We start from the raw sequence: 20,682 nt of genomic DNA, 5'->3' as shown, positions 1-20,682 counted from the left end.
ACTTTATTCCTCACTCAGCACTCCTCACTCCTCACTCCTAACTCCTCACTCCTCACTCAGCACTCAGCACTCACAACGCTCCCGCTGCTGTTTTATCTAGTACGCCTCCACCAAAGTGATAGGTGATGTTCATCGCTTGCAGTACTGGTAAACCATCGATTCCAGCAGGGTAGTCGATAACACTGACTGCACCATTACCCTGGCGAAAACTCCAGAAGTTTTCCAGCGATAAACCCAGAATGTGACAAAGCAAGGTTTTGTTAGTAGCGTCATGAGCTACTACTAATACAGTTTTGAATTGATTATTTGATGCGGCTTGCAGAATTGATTGCCAAGCTGCAACGCTGCGCTCCCACACCTGTTGCAAATTCTCCCCTTCAGGCATTTGCACTTGCGTTGGTATCAGCCGCCATCGCTGCAATTCTCCCGGAAACTCTTGCTCTATCTCTGTTTCTAATTTTCCTTCCCAGAGACCATGACTGATTTCTCTTAAACCATCTTGCAATTCTAAATTTACATTCGGATGTTGTTTTAAGATAATTTCTGCTGTTTCTTTAGGGCGCAGCATTGTACTACTTACAGCAAAGTCAATTGCTACTTCTTGGAGAAATTTGCTTGCTTTTTGTGACTGTTGTCTACCGTTCTCGTTGAGAGGGACATCAATTTGTCCTTGAAACCTGGTTTGGCGATTCCAGTCGGTTTCACCGTGACGCACTAGTAACAATCGTACTCCTTGATGATCCGGTCGCAATGAAGGTAGAGTCTCTCCAGTGTGTTGCGTCTGATTTAAGGATTCTAGCTGGACTGGTTCGCCCAATCCTCCAGCAAAATTTAATACGGTGATGCCACAGTTAGATTGCTGTATTGAGTGGTAACGACTGGGAGGGATTCCTAACGCTGTGCTAATCAAGGCGCGATTAATTCCGTTATGTCCCACAATGAGAATAGTTTCGCCTTGATGTTGGGACAAAATTTCTTGCCAAAACTGCCGTGCTTGTTCGTATAAAGCAAGAACGGGAAAATGTTCTCTTGTCCCCTGTGCATCATTAAGCAGCATCCGCAGTTCGTCGGGGTGTTGATGCCAAGTGCGGTAATCTTCAGCAAATTTTTGCTTGACTTCAGCAGTCAGCAGTCCTTCCCATAAAGGTAGGTCGATTTCTAGCAGCAAATCAGAAACTTGGAGTACAGCAGATTGTTTAGCCTGAGTAGCTAACTCACTATGGATAATATCTGCTGTGTGTTTCGCTCGTTGCAAGGGACTGCTGTAAATTGCATTAAATAAGATATTGCTGAGGGCTTTGCCTACTTTAATGGCATCTTTACGACCTTTTTCGGTTAATGTTGACGCATCAGTGCGTCCTTGGATACGCCGCTCGGTGTTATAACCGCTTTGACCGTGGCGCACAATGATGACACGAGTCATCTCAAAGCCCTCCTCTTATCTTGACGATTAATTTTACTGCAAAACGATTGCATAATTATCGACTCAGGAAGGCGGATTGAGTCAGGTGTAAAACTTTATTCTGGTAGAGGAGGCAGTACGATCGGCTAAAACTGCCGTTGTCTGAACGATGTTTTCTAATAAAACTGTTTTGATTTAAGTAAAAATAGGAAGAGTGAAAATGATGTAGGCGCAATTTCAAAATTGTGCTTAGTATAATGTCTAACCTAGTAATGAAAAGTTCGTAGTAAGCACTTTAGTGCTTAAAAAATTAAGGACTTTAGTCCTTACTACGAACTTGTTGACCTTACTAATTTAAACTTAACAGACTATTAGCAAGGATTTTAGGCAACGCATAATTAATTAAAATTACAGCGTCAGCCTTTATAGCTGATTATTCTCTCCTTATATCTAACTGTACTTGCAGTCCATCATTGTCATTGCCTGACTGAGCCGGTGTTAAGAAAACCGAAGTGTCGGGCTGTGATAATGATTCGCTAAAGCGGATTTGGGCTGGAGCTTTATTGTCTCTTCTATTATTATTGGAAATACTTGCTGGATTCGTTTGCTCAAAAAAACTTCTAAAGTCATCTTGGGCTGTTTTCCGATCGATTCCAACTAGAGAATCACCAGTTAATCTGTATTGTCTGGGATTTGAGTTTGATGCTGGTGATTGAGCGTAGACTTGACTTCCTAAGCTTGCAAAGGTTGCTGTAATCCCCAAGAAAGCAATAATTTTGGCGTTCATTTGTTTTATCCAAATTATTTTTAATATTGCTTGTCTCTTATTCTCTGGGAAAAATACTTTGATTAACTCTATCGTTAGGTTTAACTATAATAATTTTATTGCGTATATACTTAGCGTGTCAATAATTTTTGCTGTTTTAGGCATTACCAAGCTATAACGAATAGCATCTCTTTGGAAGTTGGATTATCTGGTTCAGTTTCTTTGCGATCGCAGTTAAGTTCGTTGAGATATGCCAGCATTAAATTAAGGATATTTAACCCGGATTTCTCACAAGACTTTAAAAAATAGGGGTCAAAAACTGCCAAAATGTATATTGCAAAAGGATTCTAGCATGACCACCACTACAATTTTCGTTACATTATTACAAATTTGTTACTAAAATAACGAGTTTAGTTACCATCACGACGATTTTTGTTATAAACATCATAATTTTCGTTACAATGTTACGAATTTAGTTAGTATCACTACGATTTTCGTTACAAACAGCATAATTTTAGTTGATATTACTGAGTATATTGTTAGAATAAACACTAAAATTCGTGGGTTTTACCCAACCAAAATTAGGCTTTAGTAAGGCAAGCTAGCTCTAGAACACCATAAAAAAACATAATTATGCCTCGTCAAAAGCGTACATATCGCGTTCTAGAAAAAGCTGAATTGAGAATCGCTGGACTCAAAGCAATCGATCCCAGCATGGATTTTGGGGATGCTCGCAACTTGCAAAATGTCGCACAAGTAATTCAGCAGTACCGTAGTAAAATAGATGCTTATAATACCACTCTGGCTGTAATTGACTCTTACAAAAGTGAGATGAAAGAGTTGGAAAAAACTTTGAGCGATCTGAGTGAAAAAATGCTCCTGGGAGTTGCCTTTAAGTACGGTAAAGACAGCCATGAATATCAGATGGCGGGTGGTGTTCGCAAAAGCGATCGCATCCGTAAAAGCAGAGCAACACGCTTGAAAGCGACTTTAGAGGAAGCAACTACTAAGGATGCTATAACTGCATAAAAGCGCCTCAGACTTAAGTCTGCACTATTGAAACAAAGCCTGTTTTTAGCAGGTTTTTAGGCACGAACAGGAGTTATGCCAAGTAGAACAATAGCTGCTAATCGCTGTTGTGCTTGAATTTTACATTGTTCTGTTGTCTAAAACAGTAAAGAAGGCAAAACTTAAGTAATTTTTTATGCTGTGCATTTTACTTTAGTCATCAGAAACTTTATGTAACTCTATTGATGTAACTATAAGTAAAGTCGGTAAAATTCGTGAGGTTTAACAGATATAAATTAACTAAGATTAGCTTTAAATGACAGTCAATATCTGTTAAACCAAACAATTTTGTAATAATCAATCGATTGTTTATCAGCAATTATTGCTCAACATAACTTTATCTACTGATGAGCAACTTGAATAACCAAAGAATAAAAATTAAAATTCATCAATTACGTTTAGTTCCATATCTAGCAATTGGTTCTCTGATTTTTTATTTCAATTCCAATCTAGATTTAAACTACATAGTTAAAGGATATTTAGTCTTAATGCAATCTCAACTATGTATAATCGTTATTTATTTTTTGACAGCAAGGTTTGCTAATAAACCACATAAATAATCAAAAAATGTCAAAAAAATTGTTTTTATTATATGCCAATAAATATTTATTAAAGTTAATTAAGTAAGGAAATACCATGAAGACTAAATCTACAGCAATTCTGCTTTGCTTTTTTGGCGGAGGGCTGGGAATTCATAAATTTTATTTAGGAGAAAATGTAGCAGGTATTTTGTACTTATTGTTTTGCTGGACTTGTATTCCAGCTTTAATAGCCTTTGTTGAGTTCTTCGGGCTAATTATAATGTCAGACCGCGATTTCAATATAAAGTATAATCAAGGTCTAGCAAGCGCAAGTGGGCCAGTATCTGCTAAAGATGCAACCAGTGCCTTAGCTGATTTAAAAAATCTTTTTGATTCTGGGATAATTACCGCAGAAGAGTATGAAGAAAAGCGGCAAAAACTTCTGAAATCTTTGTAAATAAAAATCATCAGTCGATTTACTGTGTCACAATCTAAATCTTGGTTCCAACAAACTCCTGCTTGGGTGTGGTTATCATTAATTCCGACATTTGGGGGATTTGCTATTGCCTATGCAGGTTATAAATCCAAGACTAATACTTGGATTGTACTAGGGATTAGCACCTCTGCTTTAGCTTTAGCTTTATCGGCAAATAGTTTAGCAGTTGCAATCTGGATAGCTCAAATTGGTGTTGCTTTCTACCTAAAAAAATCTTATTTAGTTAAAATTTATCCAAAAAACTTACCAATTCCTGAAGAACAAGAGCTAGCAAAGTTAGTTGCCAGTACTCGTGATAAGGTAGATATTAATGAATGCTCTAAAAATGAACTAGTTAACTATTTAGGGCTACCTATAGTTTATGCAAATAACATCGAATCATTGATGAATGAGGGATATGTTTTCACTCATGTAGAAGAGTTAATCGAAATAGCCGGAATTCCCGAAAAGCAGGTAACTCGAATTACACCACTGATTACTTTTAGCTACAACTACAAAAAAGAAGCTGATTTTTCTTGGAAACGATTAAACACATATTCAACTCAAGAATTGATTACCTGTGGAATAGATGGAGCGATCGCAGAACAAATTGTAGCAGAAAGAAAACAACGAGGTGAGTATAAATCCTTGATTGATGTGAAGCAGCGCACTGGATTACCATTTACTACTTATCGTCACATAGCTTAGTAGAGTCCGTCATAAAAAAGGGTCGAAAATAGGAGAAGATAATTCTTTGTAGGAAAACACAGAGAATAAATCTGTTAGAGATAATTAATATGAGTAGATTGCAGAAATTTGGCTATTGGACTTATGTCTTCTTAACTATTGCTATAAGTTTACTTGTACTCCGAGTTAATTTTTGCCTGTTAACAGTGTCAGCCAAAGATTATGCACCTGGACAACTTAGTCCTGATGCACTAATGCAATTAAAGAACATCAAACGACGGTTAAATGTAGGTGAAGGAAAAACGATGCAGGCGTTTTTCCCAGAAGGATGGTTTTTTAGCCATATAGTCTATGGTTACAGTTGGGTGAATGTTGCTTTGTCTTCAAAGTCCGAACCTCTTCGCCAACAAGCAATTAAAGAGGTGCGTTGGGTTTTATCTCAAGTAGATACACCCGAAGGACGCGCACCTTTTACAGCAGATACCCAAGTTGCCAATGGTGTATTTTATTTAGGTTGGAGTAATCGGTTGTTGGGTGGACTATTAAAAATTCAGTCACCAAAAGAGCGATCGCTCCAAGATATTACTCGATTTCGCGCCCAATCTCAAGAGTTAGCCCAGGCGTTTACAAAAAGTCCCACTGTAACCATTGATGCTTATCCCGGACAAGCTTGGCCTTGTGATCAAACCGTAGCTTTAGCATCTTTAGCTTTGCACGATGAATTGTTTGATAGTAATTATCAACCAGTAATTCAGCGTTGGGTTAGCTATACTCGCCAGCATCTTGATCCACAAACAAATTTAATTCCTCACAAAATTGACGCTGTAACTGGTGAAATTGAGATTGGCGCACGAGGTACCAGTCAAGTCTATCTTTTGCCGTTTCTACTAGAATTAGATTCCAAGTTTGCAAAACAGCAGTATGCTCAGTTTCGCAAACAGTTTGTTTCCTCAGTCTTAGGCTTTTTCCCCGTGAGAGAGTATCCCGTCAGTGCTGATGGCTACGCAGATGTTGACTCTGGGCCAATTATCTTTGGCATTGGCCCAACCAGTACAATTGTTAGCATTGCTCCAGCACATGCTTATCAAGATACTCAGTTGTTTGAAAGTACGCTCGCTATCACTGAAATTTTGGGATTACCGCTAGTATGGGGTGAAGAAAAGTCCTATGCTTTGGGATTATTCATAGTAATTGATGATTTTTTGGTTTGGGGCAAAACTTTAGTACCCTGGACGCAGGTTAATAATTCCGTCTACACCGAACAAAAACTTGTAAACAACATTCAGTTTTTGATTTTAGGTTTTGGAGTTGTGTTGCTTGTGCTTTGGAGTCCAATTGCCAAACAGTTTTTAAACAAACGTGCTTGAAATTGTTGACTAAATATAACCTGATAACTGCGGCTTGATTTTTGTCCCTTTTTAATGACGAGCTGTACTTAGTTCGTAGCTAAAATAGATAGACTAGCTGATATCGAAAAACCGCTATTATTTAACTGGTTTTGCAATTATAGGCAGCGAGACGGTAAGTGTGGGGATCTCAATTGAACTACACCACTTATTAGTTTCTCAGTCACAACAAAAACAAGATAAAATTATGGCTAATTCATCATTTAATCTCTCTGACCTCAATGCTAGCAATGGCTTCATTATTAACGGTATTGCTGCTTATGACGAGTTAGGTGCTTCCGTCAGCTATGCGGGGGACATTAACAACGATGGCATCGACGACCTGATTATTGGGGCACCAAATGTCTACTCCAACGGCATAATTTTTGCTGGGCAAAGCTGTGTGCTGTTTGGAGGGACGAATGTAGCCAATAGCGGCACTTTTGACCCCTCCTCTCTGAATGGTACTAATGGTTTTGCAATTAACGGTATTGGTGAGGCTGAACGTTCAGGCAGTTCTGTCAGCAATGCGGGGGATATTAATAACGATGGCATCGACGACCTGATTATTGGGGCACCGACTGCCTTCATGAATGACAACAATAATTATTTTACTGGGCAAAGCTATGTGGTGTTTGGAGGGACAAATGTGGGTAGTAGCGGCACTCTCAACCTCTCTTCTCTGAATGGCACTAATGGCTTTTTAATTACCAACTTTGGCGTCGGGAGCGATGCAGGGGACATTAACGGTGATGGCATTGCCGACCTGATTCTTGGAGCGTATGACACGAATCAAAGTTATGTACTTTTTGGGCGAAAAAATTTAGGCAGTAGCGGCACTCTCAACCTCTCGTCCCCTAATAGCAATAGCACTGATGGCTTTTTAATTAACGCCTCATTCAGCAAGAAAGTCGGGGATATTAACAACGATGGCATTGACGACCTGATTTTTGCAAAATTTATTCCCTACCCCAACACAGGACAAGGTGCGGTGCAAGCTTATGTAGTATTTGGAGGGAGAAATGTCGGAAGTAGTGTTAACTTTAACCTCTCGTCCTTGAATGGCACTAATGGGTTCACTATTAATGGCATTAATGCTGCTGCTGAAGGAGGCTTTTCAGTCAGCAGTGCAGGAGACATTAACGGTGATGGCATTGACGACCTGATTCTTGGGGCACCAGGTGTCACCCTCAATGGTGATGCTGGCGATCCTTTCGACTGGAGTACTTGGGTTGGGCAAAGCTATGTGGTGTTTGGAGGGACAAACGTCGGGAATAGTGGTAACTTTAACGTCTCGTCCCTTAATGGCAGCAATGGTTTTACTATTAAAGGCATTACTGGGGGTGGACGCTCTGGCCTCTCGGTTAGCAATGTGGGAGACCTCAACAATGATGGCTTTGACGACCTGATTATTGGCGCACCGAATTCTTCTCCTAACCGCATAACTGATTCTGGGCGAAGCTATGTAGTGTTTGGGGGAACAAATGTAGGCAGTGGCGGCATTCTCAATCTTTCTGACCTGAATGGCACTAACGGCTTCGCTATTAACGGTATTGCTGCTGGTGACGAAATAGGCTGGTCGGTCAGCGATGCGGGAGACATCAACAACGATGGCATTGACGACGCGATTATTGGCGCATATTTTGCCTCCCCTAACGGTAACATTCGAGCTGGGCAAAGCTATGTCTTATTTGGGGGAACAAATGTAGGCAATAGCGTCACAGGTATGCTTAATTTTACGGGAACTCCTGGTGCAGATACTCTTGTAGGCACTGTTAGCAATAACATCATCGATGGATTAGCTGGTAGCGATACCTTGACGGGCAACGGCGGTCAAGATCAGTTTATCTTTTACTCTGAAGATGGCAATGACATCATCACTGATTTTGGTGGTGTAGGCACTGGGTCAAATCCATCGCCAGAAGTGATTGCCAATGTTGATACACTAAAATTTACAGGTAATGGCTTGACTGCCCGAAACTTGCAACTGACTCCTCAAGGCAACAACTTAGAAATCACCTTTGAAAATCTGGCTAACCCCAAAGTTACTCTGCAAAACTTCAAATTAGAAAATCTGGATAATCTGCCAGCAACTTCTTCACGACCTGGACTTGGCAATATCCTATTTGATGGGCAAACCAGCATCGCCGACAGCTTTGATGTAATTGATTCTAATTCCACTCAAACTAGCATTTTCAACAAAAATACTGTCACTTTCCTCAATGACTTAAATAATAACATTGCGGGTTTTAACAACTCCAATGATGTGATTAATGGTCAAGGTGGGAATGATCGCATCGACGCCTTGAGTGGCAACGACTTGCTCCGCGGTGGTACTGGTGATGATTCTCTGATTGGTGGTGCTGGTGATGATTCTCTGATTGGTGGTACTGGCAATGATTCTCTGATTGGTGGTACTGGCAATGATTCTCTGATTGGTGATACTGGCAATGATTCTCTGATTGGTGGTACTGGCAATGATTCTCTGATTGGTGGTACTGGTGATGATTCTTTGATTGGTGATACTGGCAATGATTCTCTGATTGGTGGTACTGGTAATGATTCTCTGATTGGTGGTACTGGTAATGATAGGTTGATTGTTGATAATTCACCAGGCAATAATCTGCTCTGTGGTGGCAATGACAATGATTCTTTGGTTCTTTCTTCTGCCGATGGCAATAATACCCTTAACGGTGGCGCTGGTGACGATTTGTTCGATGATAATTCTTCACTAGGCGATAATCTGCTCTCTGGTGGCGATGGCAATGATTCTTTCACCGTCTCTATCAACTTCGACGCTCGCTCATATGGCAATAACACCCTTAACGGTGGCGCTGGTGACGATAATTTCAATGCTCAGTTTTTATTAGGGAATAATTTATTTTATGGGGGCGATGGTGATGACTCGTTCTTGTTCAGTGCCCGATATACTTCCTCCTTAGTGACTACAACTGTAGATGGAGGGACAGGTGACGATACATTGCGGTTTATCTATGATGACACCAGTCTTACTGAGGGAATCACTTCAGCTTTTAATGCTACTACTAACATTAGCTCGATTACAGTAAACACAAATCGGCTTAACTACAAGAATATTGAACGATTAGACATCATAGGTACACGTTACAACGATAACATTGTAGGCAGCAATGGCAACGATACACTCGTTGGCAATGATGGCAATGACACCCTCAATGGTGGTACTGGTGATGATAATTTGAGTGCTAACAGTTCAAAGGGTAATGACCTGGTGGATGGTGGTGATGGCAATGATTCTCTTAGTGCCTTTGGCTACTACGACGACTACCGCGGCCAGTTCAGTCTTTCTGCTATCTCTGGGAATAACACCCTCAATGGTGGGGCTGGTGATGATAACTTAGTTACTAACTATTCATCAGGTAATAACCTACTCTCTGGGGGCAATGGGAATGATTCTCTTAATGCCTCCGGGTCAGCCTCCTTATACTCTTTCTACGGAGTTTATACTGTCTCTGGCAATAATACGCTCAACGGTGGTGCTGGTGATGATCAGTTAATTGTTGATTATTCATCAGGTGCTAATCTTCTCTTGGGGGGGGATGGGAATGATTCTCTTAGTGCCTCTAACGCCTCTGGTAATAATACCCTTTATGGTGGTAATGGCAATGATATCCTCACAGGTGGCAATGGCAATGATAGCTTAACTGGAGGATTTGGTACTGATACCTTTGTTTTCAATAGTTACAATGAAGGTGTAGATAGACTTTATGACTTCAACGCCAGCAATGAATTGATTCAGATATCAGCTACTGGTTTTGGTGGCGGGTTATCAAAAGGTTCACTTTTTGCAAATCAGTTTACCCTGGGAACATCTGCAACGACAAGCAATCAACGATTTATTTATGACAATATTACAGGTGGACTCTACTTTGACCAAGATGGTAGTGCGGCTGGGTTTACTCAGGTAAAATTTGCACAATTATCTACTGGATTGTCACTAACCGAAAATAATTTTGTGGTTGTTTAATCGGAATTAGCACTCTGGCATCATCAAGCGCTACGGTTTGCGAGTTGGTATTTAAAGCATTTCGTATTCCATGACATCGCTTTGAGTCTTGGAAACTAAACCAAACGAGAAATGCTGATTTTGTCATTGGTTCTTAACCTTGGTTGTGATCAAGAGTAATTTAGATGCGTTTGCCCTGGGGAGCTAACCTATATTTGATACTTCTCAGACATTTTCTAAGCTGCGTTAATATCAGTCTCTTACTTTGGTAGAATTGCGAGTAGCGGGTAAAGATGACTAATGTTGATAAGTTTATTACCTTGTCTTGTATTCGGTTGATAAATATACCCACGTTCAACTAGCGTCCTAGCGTCAGGACGCGGTTGAGGGTAGTTGTATCAGTTGTGAATAAGTGAAAAGCTCGTTATTTAAATTTTTCTCCTTTTTATTGAGTATATAATCACACAAAAGATAGAGGTATTAACTGACTTAATTTCATTATTATCAAGAATGCATAAAAAAAAGATTATACAAAGGAGTCGGTTATTAGCATCCAACTACCACAGAATGTCGTCATTCCAAAATGGCATGATTCCAACATTACTCTGGATCTCAAACATGCCACAGAAATTGCTGATTATTCTGCCAAGAATGCCAGTGTAATAGATTACAATGGTGCTTTTCCCAAGCAGGAGTTTGAGTTAATTGCTAAGGCTGGGTTGTTGGCTGCACCATTGGCGAAAGAATTAGGCGGATGGGGTGCAGGAATAGATGCTAATGTTACCTACGAGCTTCTAATACTATTAAAGCAGATAGGGCATGGCAATCTAGCAATTGGCCGAATTTATGAAGGACATATCAACGCCCTGCAACTGATTCAGACCTTTGGTACTGGAGAACAAATCACAAAATATGCTCGTGACGCCCGCGAGGATCATAAAATATTTGGCGTTTGGAATGCCGAAGCCTCAGATGGTGTGAAGGTAATTCCTTGTGAAAATGGGCGTTATCGGTTGGAAGGTTCTAAAACCTTTTGTACTGGCGCAGGCTATGTGGAACGTCCTTTTGTGAATGGAGTATTGCCAGACGGCGGTTGGCAAATATGCATTGTGCCAATGGACGAAGTGACAACAGTTAGCGATCCAGCTTGGTGGCAACCTTCTGGGATGCGAGCTACTGCTAGTTATAAAGTGGATTTTAGCGGTGTAGAGTTGGATCAAAGCGCTTTAATTGGACAGCCAGGAGATTACTATCGACAGCCTTGGTTATCGGTTGGGGTGATTCGGTTTGCTGCTGTGCAATTAGGTGGGGCAGAAGCACTGTTTAACCTGACTCGCCAGTATCTCCAGGACTTGGAATATACGAACGATCCATATCAAAAAGAACGGCTGGGCAGAATGGCGATCGCTATTGAAAGTGGTAATCTCTGGCTGCGGGGGGCTGCGAATAAGGTGGCAGCGTATGCACCTATATTTGGTGGCTATCCCACAGCTCCCCACCCGCAAGCAAACCAACTGGTTGCCTATGCAAACATGGTGAGGACAGCAATTGAACAAATTTGCATTGATGTAATGCAGTTGTGCGAACGTTCTGTTGGGACTCGTGGCTTAATGCCACCAAATCCGATGGAACGCATCATCCGAGATTTGACTTTGTATCTGCGTCAACCTGCTTTTGATGCATCCTTGGCAAATGTAGGGCAGTATGTCTTGGGTGAAAGTAATCCTGCTAATTTGCTTTGGAATGATGAATAAATCTAGCTTGATTGGACTACCACTAAACAATCCTAGTATTTTGCCTTGGCGTTCAGTTAAAGAGATCGCTTGTAGTTCCGCACTAATTGTTGCACCCCATCCTGATGATGAGACGTTAGGTTGTGGAGGTGCGATCGCGCTGCTACGCTCTTTAAATTGTCATGTACAAGTATTGGTTATCAGTGATGGTACACTTTCACACCCTCGTTCCCAGAAATATCCCGCAGATAAACTCCGGGAATTGCGGGAAGCGGAAACGCTATCAGCAATGAAATTGTTAGGTGTAGAGGGAAATGCTGTCAGCTTCTGGAGAATACAAGATGGGTCAATTACAACACAGTATCAAAGTGCAGTAGCTAGTTGTCGTGCATATATCACAGAAGTCGCCCCAAAAATTATCTTTTTACCGTGGCGATATGACCCTCACGCAGACCATCAAGCAACGTGGAAGTTAATTAAAGCAGCGCTGGATAATTTGCGCTTATCCCCCCGATTGATTGAATATCCTATTTGGGATTGGGACTGGGAGCAACGGGGGAGTTTGCCAGCATCTCTTGAGGTGACAACCTGGCGATTGGATATTAGCACGGTAGTTGAGTTGAAACAACAAGCGATCGCTGCTTATCGTTCCCAAATTACAGACTTAATTGACGATGACCCAGAAGGCTTTCGCCTAACTCCGGAAATGTTAGCGAACTTCACTCGTCCTTGGGAAGTTTATATAGAGGAAAACCTATGAACCCGTCACAATCCGGCTCCTTACCACCCAGCTACTTCGATAAACTCTACAGCGAAAACCCCGACCCGTGGAAGTTTGAGACGAGTGAATACGAAGCTAACAAATATGCTGCCACAATCGCAGCTTTACCCAAGGAGCGCTATCAGTCTGCCTTTGAAATCGGCGGTTCTATTGGTGTTTTAACTGAGAAACTGCAACAGCGTTGTGAGTCACTCCTCTCGATTGATGTATCAAAATTAGCTCAAAATAGAGCAAAAGAGCGCTGTCAACATCTCTCCAATGTCAAGTTCCAGATTATGCGTGTCCCAGAGCAATATCCTGATGAAATCTTTGATTTGACCTTGATTTCGGAAGTTGGCTATTACTGGAGTTGGGAAGACCTGAAAAAAGCACAGCAGTGCATCCTGGAACACTTGGAACCTGGAGGACATCTACTTTTAGTTCATTGGACACTCTATGCTCGTGATTATCCGTTGAGTGGAGATGAAGTTCATGACTCGTTTTTAGAGTTAACCCCGAATAAACTGCGGCATTTAAAAGGTCAACGCGAGGAAGAATATCGACTTGATTTATTCGAGCGAGTCTGAGAAATAAGACAAGCCTTATTTTTTGCTGTTTAGTTTTACCTTTTGGAAGAAACGGCTTTGGATCTCCCTAAGTGTTACTGTAGGCGAACTCCAAAAAATAAATTATCGAATTTATCGAATCAAAAGGACTTTTCCTCCCCCTGCTCTCTGCTGCCTATTCCCCTGCCTAAGAAGCAATGGGATATTTTTTATTTGAAAGCGTTGCCCTACTTTCGGGTAACGCTTCCCCTTAGCAATTACTGACGCAAACTCTCAAGACGCAAGCGCAAATCCCCAATTGCTTGTTTAATATCCACGTATTTCCAGCGCGAAGCCCAAGTTTGTTCTTCTTGCTGGCGTTCTTCGACTAGTTCAAACAACTGACCAAAGGAATAAGGTTGCGTTAATTTCTGGACAAGCCATTGGGCTGAAACTCCCAGCATCTCTGCCAAGGACGCGACACTGGGATAACATGGCTGATAGCCATTGAGAGCGCACCACCACATCAGTCGTAATTGGCGACGTGCAACAAAACGAGTTTCGATAGCCGCTGCTGGCTCGACTACAAATGCTTGCTGTTGCCGTCCCATTTCTATCCATTCATTCAGTTGATTTGCTAAACCGACATTAGTACGTCCGATTTGTCTTGCCGAAGTTACTACCCGCACTAGCAAACTGTGGCGGAAACGGGCATTTATCCGTACCAAGGCACGGTAAAAAGCCACATCTTCAGGAGTCCGCACTGGCGGTAAGCCTCCTGCCAGTGCATACATTTCTGCTGTTACTGCTAAACTTGCTCCATAGTGTTGATAGTGGCGGGGAAAGCTGTCATAGGGGTCGGGATCGAGATAATTTTCTAATTCGGTAATTAAATAGCGGTAGCCCACTTCACGCAGAAAGCAAGCTCTGGCGTAAGGGTCTAAAGCCGCACGACTAGCACCCTCAGTGATAATTCGCCCACCGACAGCATCAGCACCACAGTTAATTTCGTACAGGTTGGCAGCAATCCAAGTTGGGCTTACTTGCGAGTCTCCATCAGTTGAAGCAATTACCCCCCTTGTACGTCCTAAACTAGACAAACGGCGGTATGCTTCATCCATCAAAATCTGGCGCACTCGACCAATATAGGCTTGTGCAGGTGGCAGAGTTTTTTCAACTACATGCAGTGCTATATCTGGATGTTGCTTTGCAAAACTCCGGGCTATAGCTGCTGAATCATCGCTACAATTATTTGCCAACAAAATTATTTCGTAGCGTTTGGGATCTAAAAGCTGTCCTTCTAGATCAACTTGATGTATCAAGGCAGTAAGGGTTGCTACCAATGTCTCAGCTTCATTGCAAACTGGAACAATTACACAAACTTCACAATGCGGTGAAGGCGGTACTTGGACTAAAGTTTGAGAAGAGTCTTTATCAAGTTGTACAGATGGAAAGTCAGCAACGAGGAGTGAGCGCTTACTTTCCATAAAAACCATTTTTCCATCTCCAGGAACAGCGACACAGGATATTCATCTACAATCGGAAATTATTAGTATTTGTAATACTATTTTGAATGTTCTTTGATTTACTTGAAATCTACCTACAGTAAGTAGACGAAAACTTTTGGAGTTTGACGAAATTATAAAGGTTTGGGCCAATGCTTTTGGGCTGACAAAAGCGTTCGTATGCGATCGCAGAATAGTCCATTTACAACAGAGTTACTCGAAAAGTAGATTCTAAGTACATTTGAATTAATATTAATTCTCAAGTACCTGCAAAAATTAAATTACTCAATTCCTCCATCCAAGACGACTATTCAGATATTTTCTTGACATGCTCAAGAACAGCTTAACAACAGCTCACTTTGCGATTAATTATTTTTTATTGGGAAGTCCCTAACCCCCCATTCTCCAACCTTTTTCCAAGGAAGTTTGACTGTAAATCGACTACCTTTACCTAACTGACTTTCGGCATGGACAGTTCCACCATGCAACTCGACAATTTTTTGCACCATTACTAATCCTAAACCAGTGCCTGGAGAACGAGAGTTAGAAGCAGTTTCAACCTGTACAAAAGGTTGAAATAATTTGAAAAGGTCATCAGAAAGCATTCCAATACCCGTATCTACCACGCTGATAAAGATATATTCATTGGTGGAACTTGGCTGAACTTCAATCCAGACTTCGCCTCCTTCTTTAGTAAACTTGATCGCGTTAGTCAATAAGTTGATAAATACTTGGCGGATGCGGGGTTCATCAACTTGGATGGGTTCGAGTTCTTCAGGTATTTGTGCCCTCAGCCGGATATTTTTCTGGAACGCCAGATGTTTGACAAAACTTAAGCTGGAATCACATAATCCCTGAATCGAAGTAGCAGCTAGTTGCAGTTCTATCCTGCTGGATTCGGTGTCGGTAAAGTCAAGGATTTGGTTAATTAATTTTAGTAAGTTTTTACCGCTAGATTCGAGCATATTTAGAGACTGGCGCTGTTCTTCACTCACAGAGCCGTATACTTGCTCTTTGAGTGCCTCTGTGATTTCCAGAATTGAGTTTAAAGGAGTCCTCAGATCGTGGTTGATGTTTCCTAAAAAGGTGCTTTTAGCACGATTTGCCACTTCGGCAGCTTCTTTAGACTCATGCAGAGCGGATTCTGCACGTTTGCGATCGCATACTTCTAAAGTTAGGGCAACAATTTCCGCGATTGAGCTAATGAAGTTTTGCTCGCTCAGTTCCCATTTCTGGGGAATATCAACCTGTTCAGACAATACTGTTCCCACCATTTGGCCTCCAACCCAAAGACTGGTATCAAGTAGAGATACAATATTATTTGCTTCGAGCATATCCGATAATTCTTGTACTCGTGGATCGGTGCGAGTGTCAGAAACGGCAATGGTACGAGAAACCACCAGAGCTTTAAAGTAGACTAAATAATCTGCAAGATTGCGTTCTAAACCTGCCGAATGTCTCTGATTGCTGCGTTCATAGAGACTTATGCATTGTAGCTTAGTGCGATCGCTATTGAATAACCACACACTCACTCGGTCTACTTCTAAAACATTGGCTGCTTTTTCTGTAATAACTTTGAATGCTGTTTCTAAATTTCCTTCAAAAACTGCTTTGTGATTTGCCAGTTCTGCTAGTACTCGATTATACTGGCCCAGTTTTCGCTCACAGTTGATGCGTTCTTGAATCTCCTGCTGTAATTCTTGAGTTCGCTGCTTAACTTGCAGTTCTAAATCTTCATTTTTGGTAATCAGTGCAGTAAAGGTTTTGCGTAACTGCTGTGCTATTTCATTGAAAGATCCACCCAGCATCTCTAATTCTTTAATGCCCTGTACTTTCACCACTGAGTCTTCGCTATTAGTAAAATCAGTTAAATCTTTCGTTGCCGTACTGAAGTGCAAAATAGGCACAGTAATCCACCGGGCGGTAACAATCCCCAATACAGTAGCTAGTCCTAATGCTCCCAAACAGAGAAAAATTGTAGTTTGAATGTTGCGATTGATTTGTCCCATAAAGTCTGCTTCTGGGACAGCCACTATTATCAACCAATTGACATTTGGTTCGCCCTCTAACGGTCTAACTTCTAAAAATTGCCGTTTGCCGTCCAGAGAAAAATCTAGTTGCTGTAAACTTTGAATTAGGTCAAAGTTACTAAATTTAGTTTTTAAGTATTTAGCGGTTGCTTGAGTCAAAGAATCGCCGCTTTGGGAAGCTGCTAACCTAATGGGTTTACCATTTTGTAAGCGGAATGGTTCTTCGCTTGTAGAACTTGCAACTAATAGCCCCGATCGCTCGATAATAAAAATTTGCCCAGACTTGCCAACTTTGATATTTTGCAGCAAATCTCCAATTTGTGATAGGTGAGTGAGAGTGCTGTTGACTCCGAGTAATTCGCCTTGGGAGTTATAAATGGGTTGAGATGCACTAATTAGGAGTGTTGGTTCAGTGCGGGGTGTAAAAATCTGACTAAAGCTGAATTTTTTGGCGGTAACTGCTGTTTGATAATCAGGACGCGATCGCGCATCATAGTTTTTGATTACCTCTGGTAATTGAGTACGTTGACCTTGAGAGTCAATTATATAGGTGTAGAGGTCGTACCCAGTTGACTTTCCGGCTTTTCTGAGTAAAAATTGGTGATCGTTGAACTTCTCCACCGCTAAATATTCTTGCTCATTGCTTGCAGTTATTGCCAACGCATCTGGAAAAATCTTTAACTGCTCTATTAAGTATGACTCCCAGGTTGCCAGATTCTCTATCTTCAGCAACCCCATGTTAATGAGATTTTGATTACTGCGTAGTACCTGACGCGGGGTTGCCAAATAAGTTTGTAAATTCTGCTCGACTCGATTGGCAACTTCATGACGTAATTCGTTAGCTACCTGATTAACTGCTTTTTGCCCGTTTCCGATTGATAAGTATGCAGTCAATCCCACAGCTAGGAAGATTTGCAGCAGAAACAACGCTACCAAGATGCGACTTAGAGGTATGCCTTGAAACAGGGAAAAAACACTACTTTGCCCGGTATTTTTATTCATCTGCCCACTCCCCCTTCCTGTTCTGTAGTATTGAGTACAACACCTCTTTGCTGTCCTGTGGGCTTATGCATAGTTTGTACTCGGTCGGGTCAAGTGCCAATATATCACTTCTGGTAAAAGAACAAAACGTTACTTAACTGCACCTGTAGATTTTACCAGTCAAAAATCGTCCATCACAAAGACAAAGATGCGATAAATCGCCGTCTCTACAAAGGGCTGATTATTGTAGAGACGGCGATTCATCGCGTCTTCCCTTAATTGTAAATATGAAAGAAATTGATGAAAAGCCGAATCAATTCGTAGCTAATTAAGATTTATGAGTTATAACTGGCATTTTTGAATAAATCTAACTGTAGACAGATGAAATATGAAACGTTACTCTTATCAGAAGCGTATTTTTTAGCGTTCAGACTATTTTTTAATCTACGCGCTAAAGAAAAGGAGTTAATCACTTAAAGATTGCTCCTAATTTTACTGCATCCTACCCACAGCCATCCCCAAGAGGTTTTATCACTCATGCTCAACGTATCCACTCACAATTCTCAACAAAATCAGCAATTAATTGACAATACTGACTGGAACGTTATTGAAACGGAGTTTAACCCGACGCAGTTGCATCACAAAGAAACCGTCTTCACTCTTGGTAATGGCTTGTTAGGAGTGCGGGGTACATTTGAGGAAGGGTATTCCCAAGATTTTCCAGCCACACTCATCCACGGTGTTTATGATGATGTGACAATTGCTCATACCGAATTGGTAAACTGTCCCAACTGGCTGCCATTGGTGGTAAAAGTTGCAGGCGTTCGCTTTACTATGGACAGTGGTGAGATTCTCAACTACGAACGTCGGCTCGATCTACGCTTAGGCTTAGTTAGCCGTGATGTGCGGTGGCGTAGTCCTAATGGTCATACCCTAGATTTTCACTTCGAGCGTTTCACCAGTTTAGCAGACCAACACGTTTTGGCGATTCGCGCTCAAATTACATCGGTAGACTTTGAGGGTGAAATTACCGTTGAAGCCGGATTTGACAGCGAACCAGATACCCAAGGCGTCAAACATTGGCGAACCTTAAACCAAGGTGGCATAGATCGGATTATCTGGTTAAACAGTACAACTCTCCACTCAGATATTCAACTTGGGATGGCAGCTAAGTTAGTGGTAGATGGTGACGAGACTACACTTGTGAGCGTCGAAAATACTTCTAGTTCTCCCATTTTGACAACCACCTTAGAGTTATATCCCAGAAAAACGGTAACTGTAGAAAAGATTGTCACCCTGTTTACTTCACGAGAGACAGAAATTCCCATTGCCGCCGCCTTACAAAGACTCGCTGATGAACCCAGATATACTACTCTGTTGGCAGCTCACATTACTGCATGGGAGCAAGTGTGGCAAGACAGTGACATTATAATAGAAGGCGATCGCTTGGCTCAATTGAGCGTCCGTTACAATCTCTTCCAATTACTAGCGGTGACACCGCGTCACGACAATCGGGTGAGCATTCCTCCCAAAACCCTTTCCGGTTTTGCCTATAGCGGACATATCTTTTGGGATACAGAAATATTCATCCTGCCTTTCCTCACCTTAACTCAACCAGCCCTAGCGCGTAACTTGCTCACCTACCGCTACCACACCCTACCAGGAGCGAGACGCAAAGCTCAAGAAGCAGGTTATCAAGGAGCCATGTTTGCTTGGGAAAGTGCCACTACTGGCGATGAAGTCACTCCGCGCTGGGTTCCGGCTCCCAACGGTGAATTAATCCGTATCTGGTGCGGTGACATTGAAGTGCATATCACTGCTGATATCGCTTATGCAATTTTGCACTACTGGCAGACTACCAATGATGATGACTGGATGCGCGATTATGGCGCGGAAATTATCCTTGATACGGCTGTTTTCTGGGAAAGTCGGGTGCAGTGGAACCAAGAGCGCCACAGCTATGACATCCTAGATGTAATTGGCCCGGATGAAAATCACGATCGCGTCGATAATAATGCCTTCACCAATCTCATGGTACAGTGGCATTTGCAGTCAGCTTTGCGACTGTGGGATTGGCTCAAAAGAGCTTATCCAGAAACATCAGCCCAACTGGAGCAAAAACTCAACTTAACTACAGAGCGTCTGCACCATTGGGCAGAAATCCAAGAGCGTCTATTTGTCAATGAAGATGCTCAAACGGGTTTAATTGAGCAATTTGAAGGCTTTTTCCAGCTAGAACACGTTAACCTCGCTGATTACGAACCGCGTAGCAAATCTCTGCAAGGTTTGTTGGGAATTGAAGCTACAAACCAAAAGCAGATTCTCAAGCAGCCGGATGTATTGATGCTTCTGTACTTAATGCGCGATCGCTACGACTATAACACCCTCGCCACCAACTGGAACTATTACAACCAACGCACCGACCACAGTTATGGTTCTTCATTAGGCCCAGCCATTCATGCCATTTTAGCTTGTGACCTCAATCAACCAACCGAAGCTTATACACACTTTCTGCGATCGGCCTTGGTAGACTTAGAGGATGTGAGGCGTAACGCCGCCGAAGGAATTCACGCTGCCAGTGCTGGAGGAGTATGGCAAGCAGTAGTTTTCGGGTTCGCCGGCATTCGGATGACTCAATTTGGCCCCATTGCCTGTCCCAATCTACCACCTAACTGGACGCGTTTGAAGTTTCGTCTGCAATGGCGTAACGAGTGGTATGACTTCGACTTACAAGCCGAAACAGAAGTTAAAATTCCCACCTTGGCAGAATACACGCTCGGAAATTAGTCAGGTTATCTTCGACTTGGATGATGTTTTAACCGATAGCTAAGAGTTTACC

Annotated in this window: 14 protein-coding genes; 9 read left to right on the top strand and 5 right to left on the bottom strand. The window is 41.9% G+C overall.

Translation table 11 applies throughout. The annotated features are described in order from the left end of the window. Nucleotides 1-70: 70 nt before the first annotated feature. From HWQ58_RS21280 to HWQ58_RS21270, 3 genes are all read right to left on the bottom strand, one after another. A complete protein-coding gene (locus HWQ58_RS21280) occupies nt 71-1,423 on the bottom strand; it encodes a histidine phosphatase family protein (RefSeq protein ID WP_292866864.1) in 1,353 nt (450 codons plus the stop codon). Between the two features lie 412 nt (nt 1,424-1,835). Continuing rightward, complete coding sequence (locus HWQ58_RS21275; protein WP_292866863.1) at nt 1,836-2,189, bottom strand: hypothetical protein; 354 nt, start codon at nt 2,187-2,189, stop codon at nt 1,836-1,838. A 143-nt stretch (nt 2,190-2,332) separates the two neighbouring features. Further along, nucleotides 2,333-2,494, bottom strand: a complete 162-nt coding sequence (locus HWQ58_RS21270; RefSeq protein WP_292866862.1) for a hypothetical protein — start codon at nt 2,492-2,494, stop codon at nt 2,333-2,335. Between the two features lie 307 nt (nt 2,495-2,801). Here HWQ58_RS21270 and HWQ58_RS21265 point away from each other — a divergent pair, with 307 nt between their 5' ends. From HWQ58_RS21265 to HWQ58_RS21230, 8 genes are all read left to right on the top strand, one after another. Then, a complete protein-coding gene (locus HWQ58_RS21265) occupies nt 2,802-3,197 on the top strand; it encodes a hypothetical protein (protein ID WP_292866861.1) in 396 nt (131 codons plus the stop codon). A 675-nt stretch (nt 3,198-3,872) separates the two neighbouring features. Next, nucleotides 3,873-4,214, top strand: a complete 342-nt coding sequence (locus tag HWQ58_RS21260) for an NINE protein (protein WP_292866859.1) — start codon at nt 3,873-3,875, stop codon at nt 4,212-4,214. 24 nt (nt 4,215-4,238) lie between these two features. Continuing rightward, nucleotides 4,239-4,940 carry a helix-hairpin-helix domain-containing protein gene (locus HWQ58_RS21255; RefSeq protein ID WP_292866857.1) on the top strand — a complete coding sequence of 234 codons (702 nt, stop codon included), beginning with the start codon at nt 4,239-4,241 and terminating at the stop codon, nt 4,938-4,940. An 89-nt stretch (nt 4,941-5,029) separates the two neighbouring features. After that, nucleotides 5,030-6,286 (top strand): hypothetical protein, encoded by a 1,257-nt coding sequence (locus HWQ58_RS21250; protein ID WP_292866855.1) that lies wholly within the window; start codon nt 5,030-5,032, stop codon nt 6,284-6,286. Between the two features lie 226 nt (nt 6,287-6,512). Beyond that, nucleotides 6,513-10,310, top strand: coding sequence for an FG-GAP-like repeat-containing protein (locus HWQ58_RS21245; protein WP_292866853.1), 3,798 nt, complete (start codon nt 6,513-6,515; stop codon nt 10,308-10,310). A gap of 524 nt (nt 10,311-10,834) precedes the next feature. Beyond that, the gene (locus HWQ58_RS21240; RefSeq protein WP_366838363.1) at nt 10,835-12,043 is read left to right on the top strand and encodes an acyl-CoA dehydrogenase family protein; all 1,209 of its coding nucleotides are present in this window, start codon (nt 10,835-10,837) and stop codon (nt 12,041-12,043) included. Next, complete coding sequence (locus HWQ58_RS21235; RefSeq protein ID WP_292866852.1) at nt 12,033-12,782, top strand: PIG-L family deacetylase; 750 nt, start codon at nt 12,033-12,035, stop codon at nt 12,780-12,782. The genes HWQ58_RS21240 and HWQ58_RS21235 overlap by 11 nt, the downstream gene beginning before the upstream one ends. After that, nucleotides 12,779-13,369, top strand: a complete 591-nt coding sequence (locus tag HWQ58_RS21230) for an SAM-dependent methyltransferase (RefSeq protein WP_292866850.1) — start codon at nt 12,779-12,781, stop codon at nt 13,367-13,369. Before HWQ58_RS21235 ends, HWQ58_RS21230 begins: the two co-directional genes overlap by 4 nt. A 236-nt stretch (nt 13,370-13,605) precedes the next feature. Here HWQ58_RS21230 and HWQ58_RS21225 read toward each other — a convergent pair whose 3' ends face one another. Both HWQ58_RS21225 and HWQ58_RS21220 read right to left on the bottom strand, forming a co-directional pair. Further along, nucleotides 13,606-14,814 (bottom strand): glycosyltransferase family A protein, encoded by a 1,209-nt coding sequence (locus HWQ58_RS21225; protein ID WP_292866848.1) that lies wholly within the window; start codon nt 14,812-14,814, stop codon nt 13,606-13,608. A gap of 383 nt (nt 14,815-15,197) precedes the next feature. Beyond that, entirely contained in the window at nt 15,198-17,864 is a 2,667-nt protein-coding gene (locus tag HWQ58_RS21220; RefSeq protein ID WP_292866846.1) for a sensor histidine kinase, read from the bottom strand. A 516-nt stretch (nt 17,865-18,380) separates the two neighbouring features. Between HWQ58_RS21220 and HWQ58_RS21215 the strand changes: the two genes are divergently transcribed. Next, the gene (locus HWQ58_RS21215) at nt 18,381-20,630 is read left to right on the top strand and encodes a glycoside hydrolase family 65 protein (protein WP_292866832.1); all 2,250 of its coding nucleotides are present in this window, start codon (nt 18,381-18,383) and stop codon (nt 20,628-20,630) included. Nucleotides 20,631-20,682: the final 52 nt, after the last annotated feature.

The organism is Nostoc sp. LPT (assembly GCF_017115165.1).
Taxonomy (GTDB): Bacteria; Cyanobacteriota; Cyanobacteriia; order Cyanobacteriales; family Nostocaceae; genus Nostoc.
The sequence above is the reverse complement of the archived record's forward strand: the minus strand, read 5'-3'. Positions and strand labels throughout refer to the sequence as shown.

Coding starts and splice junctions, on each gene's coding strand:
- HWQ58_RS21280 (WP_292866864.1), bottom strand. CDS start 1,423: ATGACTCGTGTCATCATTGTGCGCCACGGTCAAAGCGGTTATAACACC.
- HWQ58_RS21275 (WP_292866863.1), bottom strand. CDS start 2,189: ATGAACGCCAAAATTATTGCTTTCTTGGGGATTACAGCAACCTTTGCA.
- HWQ58_RS21265 (WP_292866861.1), top strand. CDS start 2,802: ATGCCTCGTCAAAAGCGTACATATCGCGTTCTAGAAAAAGCTGAATTG.
- HWQ58_RS21260 (WP_292866859.1), top strand. CDS start 3,873: ATGAAGACTAAATCTACAGCAATTCTGCTTTGCTTTTTTGGCGGAGGG.
- HWQ58_RS21250 (WP_292866855.1), top strand. CDS start 5,030: ATGAGTAGATTGCAGAAATTTGGCTATTGGACTTATGTCTTCTTAACT.
- HWQ58_RS21245 (WP_292866853.1), top strand. CDS start 6,513: ATGGCTAATTCATCATTTAATCTCTCTGACCTCAATGCTAGCAATGGC.
- HWQ58_RS21235 (WP_292866852.1), top strand. CDS start 12,033: ATGATGAATAAATCTAGCTTGATTGGACTACCACTAAACAATCCTAGT.
- HWQ58_RS21230 (WP_292866850.1), top strand. CDS start 12,779: ATGAACCCGTCACAATCCGGCTCCTTACCACCCAGCTACTTCGATAAA.
- HWQ58_RS21225 (WP_292866848.1), bottom strand. CDS start 14,814: ATGGAAAGTAAGCGCTCACTCCTCGTTGCTGACTTTCCATCTGTACAA.
- HWQ58_RS21220 (WP_292866846.1), bottom strand. CDS start 17,864: ATGAATAAAAATACCGGGCAAAGTAGTGTTTTTTCCCTGTTTCAAGGC.
- HWQ58_RS21215 (WP_292866832.1), top strand. CDS start 18,381: ATGCTCAACGTATCCACTCACAATTCTCAACAAAATCAGCAATTAATT.